Origin of the sequence: Actinoplanes sp. NPDC051851, assembly GCF_040681165.1 — a bacterium.
Classification (GTDB): domain Bacteria; phylum Actinomycetota; class Actinomycetes; order Mycobacteriales; family Micromonosporaceae; genus Actinoplanes.
Genome location: NZ_JBFAYF010000081.1, coordinates 22,148 through 33,874, shown reverse-complemented (window position 1 = coordinate 33,874; position 11,727 = coordinate 22,148). Strand labels below are relative to the sequence as shown.

Annotated in this window: 15 protein-coding genes; 6 read left to right on the top strand and 9 right to left on the bottom strand. The window is 71.4% G+C overall.

Going from position 1 to position 11,727, the window contains the following annotated elements; all coding sequences use genetic code 11:
• Positions 1-298 precede the first annotated feature (298 nt).
• Complete coding sequence (locus AB0M08_RS42355; RefSeq protein WP_364506329.1) at positions 299-913, top strand: hypothetical protein; 615 nt, start codon at positions 299-301, stop codon at positions 911-913.
• Between the two features lie 143 nt (positions 914-1,056).
• Here the strand turns inward: AB0M08_RS42355 and AB0M08_RS42350 are convergent, their stop codons facing one another.
• Positions 1,057-1,236, bottom strand: coding sequence for a hypothetical protein (locus AB0M08_RS42350; RefSeq protein WP_364506326.1), 180 nt, complete (start codon positions 1,234-1,236; stop codon positions 1,057-1,059).
• A gap of 64 nt (positions 1,237-1,300) precedes the next feature.
• Between AB0M08_RS42350 and AB0M08_RS42345 the strand changes: the two genes are divergently transcribed.
• A complete protein-coding gene (locus tag AB0M08_RS42345; RefSeq protein ID WP_364506324.1) occupies positions 1,301-1,633 on the top strand; it encodes a translation initiation factor 2 in 333 nt (110 codons plus the stop codon).
• 169 nt (positions 1,634-1,802) lie between these two features.
• Here AB0M08_RS42345 and AB0M08_RS42340 read toward each other — a convergent pair whose 3' ends face one another.
• A complete protein-coding gene (locus tag AB0M08_RS42340) occupies positions 1,803-2,273 on the bottom strand; it encodes a DUF2231 domain-containing protein (protein WP_364506322.1) in 471 nt (156 codons plus the stop codon).
• Between the two features lie 160 nt (positions 2,274-2,433).
• On the opposite strand from AB0M08_RS42340, the gene AB0M08_RS42335 reads away from it, so the two are divergent.
• Entirely contained in the window at positions 2,434-2,859 is a 426-nt protein-coding gene (locus AB0M08_RS42335) for a Fur family transcriptional regulator (RefSeq protein ID WP_364506319.1), read from the top strand.
• Between the two features lie 197 nt (positions 2,860-3,056).
• Here the strand turns inward: AB0M08_RS42335 and AB0M08_RS42330 are convergent, their stop codons facing one another.
• From AB0M08_RS42330 to AB0M08_RS42300, 7 genes are all read right to left on the bottom strand, one after another.
• Positions 3,057-3,881: a PD-(D/E)XK nuclease family protein gene (locus AB0M08_RS42330; RefSeq protein ID WP_364506337.1), complete on the bottom strand. Its 825-nt coding sequence runs from the start codon at positions 3,879-3,881 to the stop codon at positions 3,057-3,059.
• An 89-nt stretch (positions 3,882-3,970) separates the two neighbouring features.
• Positions 3,971-4,588, bottom strand: a complete 618-nt coding sequence (locus AB0M08_RS42325) for a MarC family protein (protein ID WP_364506316.1) — start codon at positions 4,586-4,588, stop codon at positions 3,971-3,973.
• A gap of 51 nt (positions 4,589-4,639) precedes the next feature.
• The gene (locus tag AB0M08_RS42320; protein ID WP_364506313.1) at positions 4,640-5,491 is read right to left on the bottom strand and encodes a PHP domain-containing protein; all 852 of its coding nucleotides are present in this window, start codon (positions 5,489-5,491) and stop codon (positions 4,640-4,642) included.
• A 40-nt stretch (positions 5,492-5,531) separates the two neighbouring features.
• Positions 5,532-6,329: a PH domain-containing protein gene (locus AB0M08_RS42315; protein WP_364506310.1), complete on the bottom strand. Its 798-nt coding sequence runs from the start codon at positions 6,327-6,329 to the stop codon at positions 5,532-5,534.
• A gap of 9 nt (positions 6,330-6,338) precedes the next feature.
• A complete protein-coding gene (locus AB0M08_RS42310) occupies positions 6,339-6,497 on the bottom strand; it encodes a hypothetical protein (RefSeq protein ID WP_364506307.1) in 159 nt (52 codons plus the stop codon).
• A 136-nt stretch (positions 6,498-6,633) separates the two neighbouring features.
• Positions 6,634-7,296, bottom strand: a complete 663-nt coding sequence (locus AB0M08_RS42305) for a DUF6758 family protein (RefSeq protein WP_364506305.1) — start codon at positions 7,294-7,296, stop codon at positions 6,634-6,636.
• Positions 7,297-7,368: 72 nt separating this feature from the next.
• Positions 7,369-8,001 (bottom strand): RNA methyltransferase, encoded by a 633-nt coding sequence (locus AB0M08_RS42300; protein WP_364506303.1) that lies wholly within the window; start codon positions 7,999-8,001, stop codon positions 7,369-7,371.
• Positions 8,002-8,492: 491 nt separating this feature from the next.
• On the opposite strand from AB0M08_RS42300, the gene trxA reads away from it, so the two are divergent.
• From trxA to AB0M08_RS42285, 3 genes are all read left to right on the top strand, one after another.
• Positions 8,493-8,879: a thioredoxin gene (gene trxA / locus AB0M08_RS42295; protein WP_364506300.1), complete on the top strand. Its 387-nt coding sequence runs from the start codon at positions 8,493-8,495 to the stop codon at positions 8,877-8,879.
• Between the two features lie 148 nt (positions 8,880-9,027).
• Positions 9,028-11,025 (top strand): intein-containing Rv2578c family radical SAM protein, encoded by a 1,998-nt coding sequence (locus AB0M08_RS42290; protein ID WP_364506297.1) that lies wholly within the window; start codon positions 9,028-9,030, stop codon positions 11,023-11,025.
• Between the two features lie 240 nt (positions 11,026-11,265).
• Positions 11,266-11,673, top strand: a complete 408-nt coding sequence (locus AB0M08_RS42285; protein ID WP_364506334.1) for a CoA-binding protein — start codon at positions 11,266-11,268, stop codon at positions 11,671-11,673.
• Positions 11,674-11,727 lie beyond the last annotated feature (54 nt).

Sequence of the window (11,727 nt, the reverse complement as noted above, 5' to 3'; positions counted from 1 at the left end):
GCCGGGCCCTTTCGGGCCCGGCGCGCCGTCGTTCCCCAGCCGCCTGCTCCCCAGCCCGTCGTTCCCCAGCCGCCTGCTCCCCAGCCCGTCGTTCCCCAGCCCGTCGTTCCCGGCTCCGGCGACCGGCGCGCCTGCCGTGGATCACGCGTAGCACGATTCCGGGTGCCGTCGGCGGTCGTCCACAGTCCGGCGGTCGCCCTCCCCGTTGTCCACAGGCGTCCACATCGCCGCTCCGGCAGCGGCACCGACCGGCCTAACGTCGTCCTCGCCAAGGCACGGCGAGCACGGGAGGCGATCGATGGGCCGCTCCGGTTTCCGGTCCCGCGACCGGGAGGAACGCCTGGACCCGGTGCGCTGGCGCCGACCCGGGCGCGGTCCCCTGCTGCGGCTCGCCGCGGTGGCGGTGCTCCTCATCACCGCGGCGGGCGCGCTCTGGTCCCGCCCGTCGACCTGTGCCACGGCAACCGGCGCCGCGGCCGTGACCACGCCCCCGCAGGGCACGGCCGCGGCGTCCGGCACCCCACCCCCGGCGAGAGGAGACACCGGATCCGGCGAAGACGACGATGTTGGGCAGACGGCGGCCGGCCCGGCGATCCCCTCCGGCACGGTCGGGGTCCCGGTCCGGCTCGCCGACCCGTCGGCGCTCGCCGTGGTCCACCCCGGTGACCGTGTCGACCTGCTCCGCCTGACCGGTGACGCCGGCCCCGCTGCGGGCACCGACAGCGGGACGGACACCGACGGCGGCTCGAGTGACGGCAGCGTCGTGGTGGCCGGTGACGCCCTCGTCCTCGATGTGACGGCCGCCGACGACCCGGCCGGCGGCGGGCTGCTGCTCGCCCTGCGCCCCGATCAGGCCACCGCCGCCGTCACGTCGTCCGGCGACGGCTTCGCGATCCTGATCCGCCCCGGCTGAGCGCTCCGCACGGCGTACCGCGAAGGCCCGCTCGTCACGGCGTGGCCCGCTCGTCACGGCGTGGCCCACTCCGCACGGCGCACCGCGAAGGCCCGCTCGTCGCGAGGCGGGAGCGGGTCCGAGAACGTGAGGTTGTCCGGGGGTCAGTCCCAGTGCGGCGGGCGGTCCTCTATCAAGCGGTCGTCATTGGAGTAGTCGCGCTCGCCCCAGCCACGCTCGGTGTCGTCACGAGTCTGGTCGGGCAGCAGCGGCGCCTCCTCGGACTCGAAATCGACGACGCGCTCGGCGTCACTGTCCCGCTCAGGGCCATCCAGGATGTCCACGCCTATGAGGGTAAGCCGACATGGTTGCGGCCGTCGTCCCCCTCCGGCTGTACCGTCGGTGAACGTGACTTCCCCCACCAGCGGTCCGGACGACGACGCGTACTGGCAGCGGCCTCATCCCGGCGCCGAGTCGCTTGAGCGGCCGAGCCCGGACGAGACCCCCGCTCCCGCGCCGCCCGGATACTCCGGACCGCCCGCCACCGAACCGCCACCGGCGCAGTGGCGCCCGCCGACGATCGCTCAGCCGCCGCCGCCCCGGGACATGCCGGCGCAGGACATGGACGCGCTCGACGAGTCCGAGGGACAGGCCCGCACGGTCACCTACGGCGTCGGGCTGGTCGCCGCCGCGGTCGCGATCATCCTGATGTGCCTGCTCTGCGCCCGCGCGATCTTCTGAGCCACCCGGATCCCGGGCGTGCGCCGGGGGCGCGTCGCCACCCGGAGCCGGGAGCGCGTCGCCACCCGGAGCCGGGGGCACATCGCCACCCGGAGCGCGTACCCCCGAAAAAGCGGAACGCCGGTGTCGCCGTGAGAGGCGGCACCGGCGTCGGAAGCTGCTAGCTGCCCTAGTAGCTGCCCCAGGCCGCGGTCGCGCCGGTGTCGCCGGTCTTGTAGATGTAGTAGCCGTTGGCGGCGGCCAGCGCGAGAAGCACGACCGCGTAGACCAGATCGGCCACCTTCGGCAGGGCACGGGCGTTGCGGAACGTCAGCGCCACCATGATCAGGGTCAGCACGCCCAGGGCGAGCGAGAACCACCAGGCCATGTTGGCGTAGCTCATGTGGTGCTCCAGGATCTCCTTGCCCGTGCCCTTCACGGTGGAGAACCGGTTGTTGTAGAGCTCGGTGCCGGAGAGCTTGGACACCAGCGTGGAGACCGGCGCGACCACGGCGAGGAACGCGACCGCCCAGCCGATCTTCGGCCGCCACCGCGCCACGAAGCCGTAAGCCACCGCGCCGAGCGCCAGCAGCGGCACGAAGACGACCGCGGCGTGCAGTACGAGTATGTGTACCGGCAGGCCGTTGACCTCGTTGAACAACTTCTTCCTCCTCAGGTCCCAGGTGTCCGCCAGCCTAGGTGTGCTTGACGCCGCAAACATCCCCATACGCCACCTTCTTAGAAAGGTGCTCGCCTTCTTAGAAAGCGAATGTGAACAACTCCCAGTTGGGGAATCCGGCCGGACGTGTTGTCATGGACCGATGTCCACGGGTGAGGAACTGCTGCGCACCCACGGTCTGCGGGTGACCCGGCCCCGCCTGGCCGTGCTCGACGTGCTGACCCGCGGCGGCCACCTCGAGGTCGACGAGATCGCCCACCAGGTCCGCGACCGCATCGACTCGGTCTCCACCCAGGCCGTGTACGACGTGCTCGGCGCGCTGTCCCGGGCCGGCCTGGCCCGCCGCATCGAGCCCGCCGGCAGCCCGGCGCGGTACGAGGCGCGGGTCGGCGACAATCATCATCACATCGTCTGCCGCGGTTGCGGGGCGATCGCCGATGTCGACTGCGTGGTCGGCCGCCGGCCCTGCCTCACACCGAGCGACTCACACGGTTTCGGTGTCGATGAGGCGGAGATCACCTTCTGGGGCCTCTGCCCGGCCTGCAAGTCCCGCCATACCGGTTCCTGACACCGCCGCTCCCCGCACCCGCACCCGCACCCGCACCCGCCGGTCCCGGAGGACTGGGGCGACCGGGCGGTTCGGCTCTCCCTCTCCCTGGGACCGGCGCGCTGGGGCCCGGCGAGCGGCCCTCGAACGCACCGGCCGCGCCTGACACCCCTGAATCTCACGCCCGGGGTTGCCACCCCTTGAATCCGCCCCCGCGGTCACTGCGACAGGTGCTCGACCGCCGTCCACGGCTCCTTCGCCACCGCGTCCACACCCGCCGGGCAGACCTTGCGGAAGTCGCACCATGAGCAGAGCACCCCCGGCGACGTCGGGAACGCCGCGTCCGCGTCGCCCCCGGCGGCCACCGTCTTCTCCGCCGCGATGATGTCGAGCGCCGTCTCCTCGGCCCGCCGGACCTGCCGGGCCAGCGACTCCTCGGTGTGCTCGTGCACCGCCACCGTCCCGGTCGGCAGATGATGCAGCTCGACCCGGTGACAGGGCCTGCGGAAGACCCGCTGGGCCGCGTAAGCGTACAGCGCCAGCGCCTGTGACCCCCGCGCGTCATCGGCGTCCAGCCCCGAGCGACCGGTCTTGTAGTCCACGATCACCGCCTCCGGCCCCTCCGGACCGACCCGGGCGTCGATCCGGTCGGCGCGCCCGTTCAGCGCCAGCACCGAGGTCTTGGTGGCCACCACGCGCTCCACGCCGAGCGGCTCGTCGGACGGGTCGAGGGTCGCCACGTACGATTCCAGCCAGGCGAGGGCCCGCTGGTAGGTGGCCCGCTCCTGCTCGGTGTCCCGGTATCCCTCGCGCACCCACGTGCTCTTGAGGAGGGTGGGGAGCACACCCGGCGCGCGCCGCTCGACCGGCAGGGCGTACCAGTTCTTCAGGGCGGTGTGCACGCTCGACCCGAGGGAGTTGTGCGCCCACGGCGGCCCCTTCGGCGGGGTCGGCCGGTCGACGTAGGAGTAGCGGTACCGCCGGGGGCAGTCCGTGTACGCCCCGAGCTTGCTGGGCGTGCAGACGAAGAGCCGTTCGGGCATGCCGGCGAAGCCGAGTTGTTCGGGGACCGCGGCACGGTTTCTGGTGGGGGGCACCCGGCAATCCTGCCAGCACCCCCTGACAACCTCGGCTACAGCCGCGCCGAGTAGAGCTCGACGAAGGCGAAGATGGCATCGGCCATCAGCTGTACCGCGATCGCCGCGAGCAGCAGGCCGGCGATCCGGGTGAGCACCTCGATGCCGGCCGGGCGCAGCAGCCGCACGATCACCCCGGAGAAGCGCAGGACCAGCCAGACCGTGGCCATCACCGCGATGATCGCGGCGCCCAGGATGAGGTACTCGTCGAGGCTCTGGGCGCGCCGGACGAAGAGCATGGTGGCGACGATCGCGCCCGGCCCGGCGAGCAGCGGCGTGCCGATCGGGACCAGGGCCACGTTGCTGGTGCCGCCCTGCTCGGCGGGCTCGTCGGTCTTGCCGGTGAGCAGCTGGAGCGCGACGAGGACGAGCAGCAGGCCGCCGGCCGCCTGCAGCGCGGGCAGGTCGACGTGCAGGTAGTCGAGGAGCGTCTGTCCGGCCACGGCGAAGCCGACGATCACCCCGAGCGCGAGCAGCACCGCCTGGGTGCCGGCGCGGTGCCGGGCCTTCGCGGGCAGCGTGCCGGTCAGGGCCAGGAACACCGGGACCATCCCGGGCGGATCGACGATCACCAGCAGAGTCACGAAGAACTCGCCGAACAGCTTGAGATTCACCCGATCAAGGTAGGTGTCACCTTCGATCCGCGCAGGCCAGTGCGTCGATCGTCACCCCAGGACTGCTACGCCGGTCGCCGCGGCGGCGATCTTCTCGAAGACCTCGGGCGCGGTGGTGTTCGCTCCGAGCGCCACGAACTTGTGCGTACCGTGGAAATCGCTGGATCCGGTGACGACCAGGCCGAGCCGGCCCGCGAGGTCTCGCATCTGGGCCCGCTCGGCGGGCGAATGATCCTCGTGGTCGGCCTCCAGACCGAAAAGGCCCACATCGGCCAGCTCCACGATCAGCTCGTCGGGCACCACCCGGCCACGCTTGCTGGCCCGCGGATGCGCGAACACCGCCACGCCACCGGCGGCTCGCACCGCGGCAACGGCCTCGAACACATCAAGATCTTTTTTGGGTACGGCGTAACGCGCACCCAGCCAGGCGGAGGCGAACGCCTCGTCCGTGGTACGCACCAGTCCGGCTCTGATCAGCGCCTGGGCGATGTGTGGACGCCCCACCGAGCCGCCCGCCGCGTAGCCGCGCACCTCGTCCCAGGTGATCGGCACCCCGTCCGCGCGCAGCTTCGCCACGATCCGCTCGCCCCGGTGCTCCCGATCGGCGCGCATCCGCGCCAGCTCCGCCGCGAGCAGCGGCTCCGCCGGGTCGAACAGGTAGGCCAGCAGGTGCAGCGGGATACCCGGCTCGACACCGTGCCACCGGCAGGAGATCTCGGCACCGCGGACCAGGCGGAGCCCGTCGGGCCGCGCGGCCGCCGCCTGCTCCCAGCCGCCGGTGGTGTCGTGGTCGGTGATCGCCATGACGTCGAGGCCCGCCGCCGCGCCCGCCCGGACCAGCGCGGCCGGGGTGAGCGTGCCGTCGCTGGCCGTCGAATGACAGTGCAGGTCGATGCTGGTCACTGACGCCAGGTTACCGGGCCCCGGGAGGCGGCCCGGCCGATCAGGCGTCGTCGCCGTCGTCCTCCTTGCCCAGTCGGGCCTCCACCGCCTGCGGCTCGTACATCTCCTCGACCACACGCAGGTAGAGCTCGTTCGGGTTGGGCAGGTGCTTGACCTCACGGAGCGCCTGGTCCTGGCCGGCCGACTCCAGCACGAAGGTGCCGTAGCTCAGCATCCGGCCGAGGGCGGTCTGCTCGTACTTCATGTCGGTGACCCGGGCGAGGGGCATCATCGCCACCTTCCGGGTGACGATGCCGCTGACCACCATCACCCGCTTGTTGGTGAGGATGAAGCGGTCGAAGTACCAGTCGAAGACCTTCCAGGCGACCCAGCTGATCACACCGAGCCAGATCAACACCGCGACGGTGACCATCCCGTCGATGTGCTGCCGGGTCAGGAAGCCGGCGAGGTACCCGAGGACCAATGTGGCCCCGGCGCCGATCCCGAGTGGACCGGCGAGGTGTATCCAGTGCCGCTTCCACTCGCCGCGGTACCGCTCCGTGGGGAAGAGGTACCGGGCGACCAGTGTGGTCGGCTCGTCCTCCAGCGGCAGGAAGCGGCGCGGACCGCCGCCCCGCTCCAGCCCCTCGAACTCGTCCGCGGTGAAGGTCGGGTTCTCGTACTGCGGATCCGGGTCGTAGTCGTCCGCCCCGTGCCGCGAGCCCCGGCCGTACGCGGGATCGTCCGCATAGGGGTTCGCCCGTGTGTACTCAGGATCGTCGAACGCGGGATCGTCGTACCCGTAGGAGTCATCGTCCGCCCGAGGGCGACGCGGGTCGCGCGGCTCACCAGGATCCATGGAGCGATGCTATGCGACGAGGTCGGTGAAGAACGTGCCGAAGCCTCGTGCGATATCCGCGATCGTGCCCCCGAGGGACGAGAAGACAGCCGCGGCTGATCTCGGGTTGAAGGCGATAAAGAAGATCAAGAATGCAATACCAAGCCAGGTGAGGACCTTCTTGATCATGACGGGCCTTCTCCTCCGGTGCGGGTGACGAACAGCGCCGCGGCAGTACTGACGGTATCAGCTCCGTCGCTTCGTGTGAACAAAGTGCCCAGAAAGCCGATTACCGCCGCCGCGAGCCGCCCCGAAGGAGGACCTCTCAGGCGCGCCCGTGAAGGTACGGCGAAGGCGCTCCGAACACGAGCTCGGGCGGCACTCCGTCGGAGAGGTCGTGCAGGACGACGTGCTCCGCGAGGAGGTAGCCCGCGCTTGCCGGCCACGCTACCGCATAGAGCCACATTCCTTTGGCCTCACTCACGTAAGCACTTCGATCCTCGGGTGACTTCACACACCACAGTGGAGTCGGGTGACCACCCACTTTGATCTTCGCGTGCGGGCCCGCGCCGGAGCCGTGATCGGCGAGTCGCTCGGAGATCAGGTAGCCCGGGTCGATGCCGGGGATGCCGGCGAACCGGGTGCCCAGCCCCACGCCCGGCTGCTCCGCGATGAAGACCAGGTCGGCCGGTCCGCCGCCGAGCGGCTCGGGGCCGCTGCAGGCGAGCGCGGTGGCGCAGACCCCGGCCCGGTCGTCGCCGGACCAGCCCACGCCGGTGACCATCCAGCCGGCCGGGAGCGGCCACGGCGCCCAGAGCGGCATCCGCTTCGCCGCGGACGAGGACTCCCGCAGCACCGTTCCGACGATCTCCGCACTGATGTGCTCGGCGACGTGGAACGGCGGTACGTCGCCACAGTCGTCGCAGCGCCAGCTGCTGTGCATCAGATCCGGCTTCCGGACCTGCGCAGCGCACCTGGGGCAACTCACCGTGACACCCACACTCCATACCGTGCGGGCTGACGTTGCCCCCGTCAAGCGAATCGCCGGAACACAGCGGGTTCAGCCGGGCGGCGGACCGGCGTGTGCGCGGATCCAGGCGTGCATGGCGATCCCGCTGGCGACCCCGGCGTTGATCGATCGAGTGGAGCCGTACTGTGCGATCGAGAAGAGCTGTGAGCAGGCCTTCCGTGCCACGTCGGAGAGGCCGGGCCCCTCCTGACCGAAGAGCAGGACGCAGCGGCGCGGCAGCGTCACGGTCTCCATCGGGCGCGATCCGGGCAGGTTGTCGATACCGACCACCGGCAGACCGGCCCCCTCGGCCCAGGCGGTGAACTCCTCGATCGTGTGATGGTGACGGACGTGCTGATAACGGTCAGTGACCATGGCGCCGCGCCGATTCCACTTCCGCAACCCGACGATGTGCACCTCGGCCGCGAGGAACGCGTTGGCATTGCGGACCACCGTGCCGATGTTGAGATCGTGCTGCCAGTTCTCGATGGCGACGTGGAAGTCGTGCCGCCGGGTGTCCAGATCGGCGACCACCGCCTCGCGGCTCCAGTACCGGTACCGGTCGACGACGTTGCGCCGGTCACCGCCGGCCAGCAGCTCGGGGTCGTAGTGGTCACCGGCGGGCCGGTCGCCCTCCCAGGGGCCCACGCCGACCTGGTTGGTTTCGTCCTCGCCCGCAGTCATGGGGCGTTAGGCTACTCAACCTGGTACGGACCGGATTCGCCCCCGGGCGTTTCACCGGGAACCCGGGTCGCTTCACCGGGGGGAGACGCAATGAGCGGCGGGGCCCTCCCCGGCACCCGCCGCCCACGCTCTGTTGGGAAAGAGTTTGCCTTACCGTCCGTATCCATGTGAAGGAGTTTCGGATGTGACGCAGCTCATAACATTGCCGTAATCTCGTTGCTTTTGTTGCGTGGCACCGTTCCCACAGCGGGCTCACAGCCAGGACAAACGGGCTACTTGCCTTGATCGCGGGCAGAAGCCCCACTCGGCAGGTGTCGCCAACCTGACACCACACGCCTACTATCAGTTACGATGAGTGCGTCCCCGAGGCTCCGCCGCCATACTCGGACCGAACGTGCCGCACGACACGTGTCGGGACGCCCGGAACGGGAATGGTCAACGGGTACCAGGAGTTTCACCGGACGAAAGCGAATCCCGCAGACGGAGGCATCATGGCGACGGTCGCGCTGACAGCAGCGAACTTCGACGAGGTCACCGGCAAGGACGGCATCGTCCTGGTCGACTTCTGGGCCAGCTGGTGCGGGCCCTGCGTCCGCTTCGCACCGACCTACGAGCGGTCCTCGGAGAAGCACCCGGACATCACCTTCGGCAAGGTGGACACCGAGGCCGAGGCCGCGCTGGCCGCGAAGTTCGACATCCGGTCCATCCCGACCATCATGGCGGTCCGCGACGGCGTCGTGGTCTTCGCCCAGCCGGGCGCCCTTCCCGAGGCGGCCCTGGAGAGCCTGATCGAGAAGGTCGAGCAGCTCGACATGAGCGAGGTCCGGGAGCAGATCGCGGCCCACAAGAAGGCCGCGCACAGCGGCGCCGCCAGCTGACACGACATCACGGGCGAGGCCCCGCGGACCGGTTGCGGTCCACGGGGCCTCGCTCTTTTCCATAGACCGATCTCCCGGTACGGCGGCAGTCCCCGAAACGGTCGACGGCCGGTGGACATGATCTCGAACATGTGTTCGAATACTGGCCATGCGATGGTCCCACCTGTCGGCGCCCGCCGATGACGACTCGCTCCTGGCGCTGCCCGGCGCGACCGTCCGCACCTTCGAGACGCCCGGGTTCGCCGGCATGACGTTCTACGAGATCCGCGCGAAATCGCTGATCAACCGGGTGCCCGGCACGTCCCGGGTGCCGTTCCAGTGGACCGTCAACCCATACCGCGGCTGCTCCCACGCCTGCACGTACTGCCTGGCCGGCGAGACGCCGATCCTGATGGCCGACGGCAGCACCCGGCCGCTCGCCGAGATCCGCCCCGGCGACGCGGTGATGGGCACGATGGGCGCCGGACCGCACCGCCGCTACGTCCCGACCACCGTGCGGGACCACTGGTCCACCAGCAAGCCCGCCTTCCGGGTCACCCTGGCCGACGGCACCCGGCTGGTCGGCAGCGGCGACCACCGCCTCCTCACCGACCGGGGCTGGCGCCACCTCAGCCCGTCGCAGCCGCACGAACCCGCTCTCGCCGTCGGTGACCTGCTGGTCGGCGTCGGCCACTTCGCCGAGCCGCCCAAGGAGTCCCCCGACTACCGCGCCGGCTTCCTCTGCGGCCTGATCCGCGGCGACGCCGCCGGCCGGGCCGCGCGCGAGGGCGACGCCTGGGTGCGCGCCGACGCGTACCTCGAGGACGTCACCCTGCACGAGGCGCTGCGCTGGCCCGAACTGCCCGCCGGGGAGTGGTACAGAGGCTTCCTGGCCGGCGCGTTCGGCGCCGTGGGCCGTGCCGACCGGCTCGCCGTCACGTTCGAGAGCGACGACCGGATCTACCTCCGCTGGATCACCGAGGCCCTCACCCACCTCGGCCTGACCAGCCGCAGCCCGGTCCGCGCGGGCCGGCCCGGGCGCGCCGGACCGGGCTGCGGCACCGGCCGGGTGGAGACCGGGCGCGACGTCTGGTCCGCGCTGCGCTTCCGGCACATCACCGGTGCGCTGGACGCCCCGCTGGACGCCTCCGGGGTGGGGGTGCGCGCCGACCGGCGCCTCGCCGTCACCGACATCGAGGACCTCGGGCTCACCCTGCCGCTCTTCGACATCTCCACCGGCACCGGTGACTTCATCGCGGACGGCGTGGTCAGCCACAACTGCTTCGCCCGCAACACCCACCGGTACCTCGACCTCGACCCGGGTCACGACTTCGACAGCCGGATCGTGGTGAAGGTGAACGCCGGCGAGCTGATCCGCCGCGAGCTCGCCGACCGGCGCTGGACCGGCGCCCCGATCGCGATGGGCACCAACGTCGACGTCTACCAGCGCGCCGAGGGCCGGTACCGATTGATGCCGGAGATCCTGACGGCGCTCCGCGACCACGCCAACCCGTTCTCGATCCTCACCAAGGGCACCCTGATACTGCGCGACCTCGACCTGCTCCGCAGGGCCGCCGCGGTGACCGAGGTGGGCCTGGCGTTCTCGGTCGGCTTCCTGGACGAGGACGTCTGGCGCTCCGCCGAGCCCGGCACTCCCAGCCCTCGCCGCCGCCTCGACGCGGTCCGCCGGCTCACCGACGCGGGCCTGCGGGTCGGCGTGCTGATGGCCCCGATCCTGCCCGGCCTCACCGACACCGACGAGGCGATCGAGGAGACCGTCGCCGCGATCGCCGCCGCCGGGGCCACCAGCGTCACCCCGCTCCCGCTGCACCTGCGCCCCGGCGCCCGGGAGTGGTACGCCGCCTGGATCGGCCGGGAGCACCCCGAGCTGCGGCCGCGCTACCGCGAGCTCTTCGGCGACGGGTCGTACCCGCCACGGGTGTACCAGGACGAGATCTCCGCCCGGGTCCGGATGGCCTCCCGCCGGCACGGCCTGCACCACTCCACCTCCGCCGAGGCCCGGCGGCTCCCCGAGCCCACGGCCAGCGCGCACCCACACGCCCGGCGGCTCCCCGAGCCCACGGCCACCGCGCACCCACACGCCCGGCGGCTCCCCGAGCCCACGGACACCGCGCACCCGCACGCCGACCAGCTGACGCTTCTTTGAGATCGCATGCTCACAATTCCTGACGTGAGCACCGGGCACTTGGCACAGGAACTACGACGGCGCGTCTGCCTCGCCGCCGGGCTGGGCGTACGCCTGACCGCCGAGGTCGTTCGACTACCCGCGGCCGGACCGGGCGCCTGGTTCGGCGCCGCCGGCCAGCTGCCGCTCGCGACCCGGCTGTGGCAGGCGGAACACGCGTGGCCCGGCCTCCCGCCCGGCGACGTGGCTAGAGTCGGCCGCATGCGGAGTGCTCAGCAGATCCTCGCGGACGCCACGGTCATCGCCGTGGTCGGAGCGTCCCGAGACCCGTACAAGCCGGCCCACACGGTCCCCCTGCAGATGCTCCGGCACGGCTGGCGGATCATCCCGGTGAACCCGTTCGTCGACGAGGTCTTCGGCGTCAAGACGGTCCCGTCCCTGGCCGACATCGACGAGCCGGTCGATCTGGTCGACGTCTTCCGCCCGTCCCGCGACGCCGCCCAGGTGGTCCGCGAGGCGGTGGCGATCGGCGCCCCCGCGGTCTGGCTGCAGAGCGGCATCGTGTCGGCCGAGGCCCGCAGGATCGCCGAGGAGGCCGCCATCGACTACGTCGAGAACCGCTGCCTGGCCGTCGAACGCGCCGTCGGCCGCCACACCCGCCTCACCTGACCCTCACCCTCGTCCGCTCCGGCGCACATCCGGGAACAACCCGGGGCGGCGCAC

Excerpts from the sequence above, each read along its gene's own strand:
- AB0M08_RS42355 (WP_364506329.1), top strand. The coding sequence starts at position 299 with ATGGGCCGCTCCGGTTTCCGGTCCCGCGACCGGGAGGAACGCCTGGAC.
- AB0M08_RS42335 (WP_364506319.1), top strand. The coding sequence starts at position 2,434 with ATGTCCACGGGTGAGGAACTGCTGCGCACCCACGGTCTGCGGGTGACC.
- AB0M08_RS42330 (WP_364506337.1), bottom strand. The coding sequence starts at position 3,881 with ATGCCCGAACGGCTCTTCGTCTGCACGCCCAGCAAGCTCGGGGCGTAC.
- AB0M08_RS42315 (WP_364506310.1), bottom strand. The coding sequence starts at position 6,329 with ATGGATCCTGGTGAGCCGCGCGACCCGCGTCGCCCTCGGGCGGACGAT.
- AB0M08_RS42310 (WP_364506307.1), bottom strand. The coding sequence starts at position 6,497 with ATGATCAAGAAGGTCCTCACCTGGCTTGGTATTGCATTCTTGATCTTC.
- AB0M08_RS42300 (WP_364506303.1), bottom strand. The coding sequence starts at position 8,001 with ATGACTGCGGGCGAGGACGAAACCAACCAGGTCGGCGTGGGCCCCTGG.
- trxA (WP_364506300.1), top strand. The coding sequence starts at position 8,493 with ATGGCGACGGTCGCGCTGACAGCAGCGAACTTCGACGAGGTCACCGGC.
- AB0M08_RS42290 (WP_364506297.1), top strand. The coding sequence starts at position 9,028 with ATGCGATGGTCCCACCTGTCGGCGCCCGCCGATGACGACTCGCTCCTG.
- AB0M08_RS42285 (WP_364506334.1), top strand. The coding sequence starts at position 11,266 with ATGCGGAGTGCTCAGCAGATCCTCGCGGACGCCACGGTCATCGCCGTG.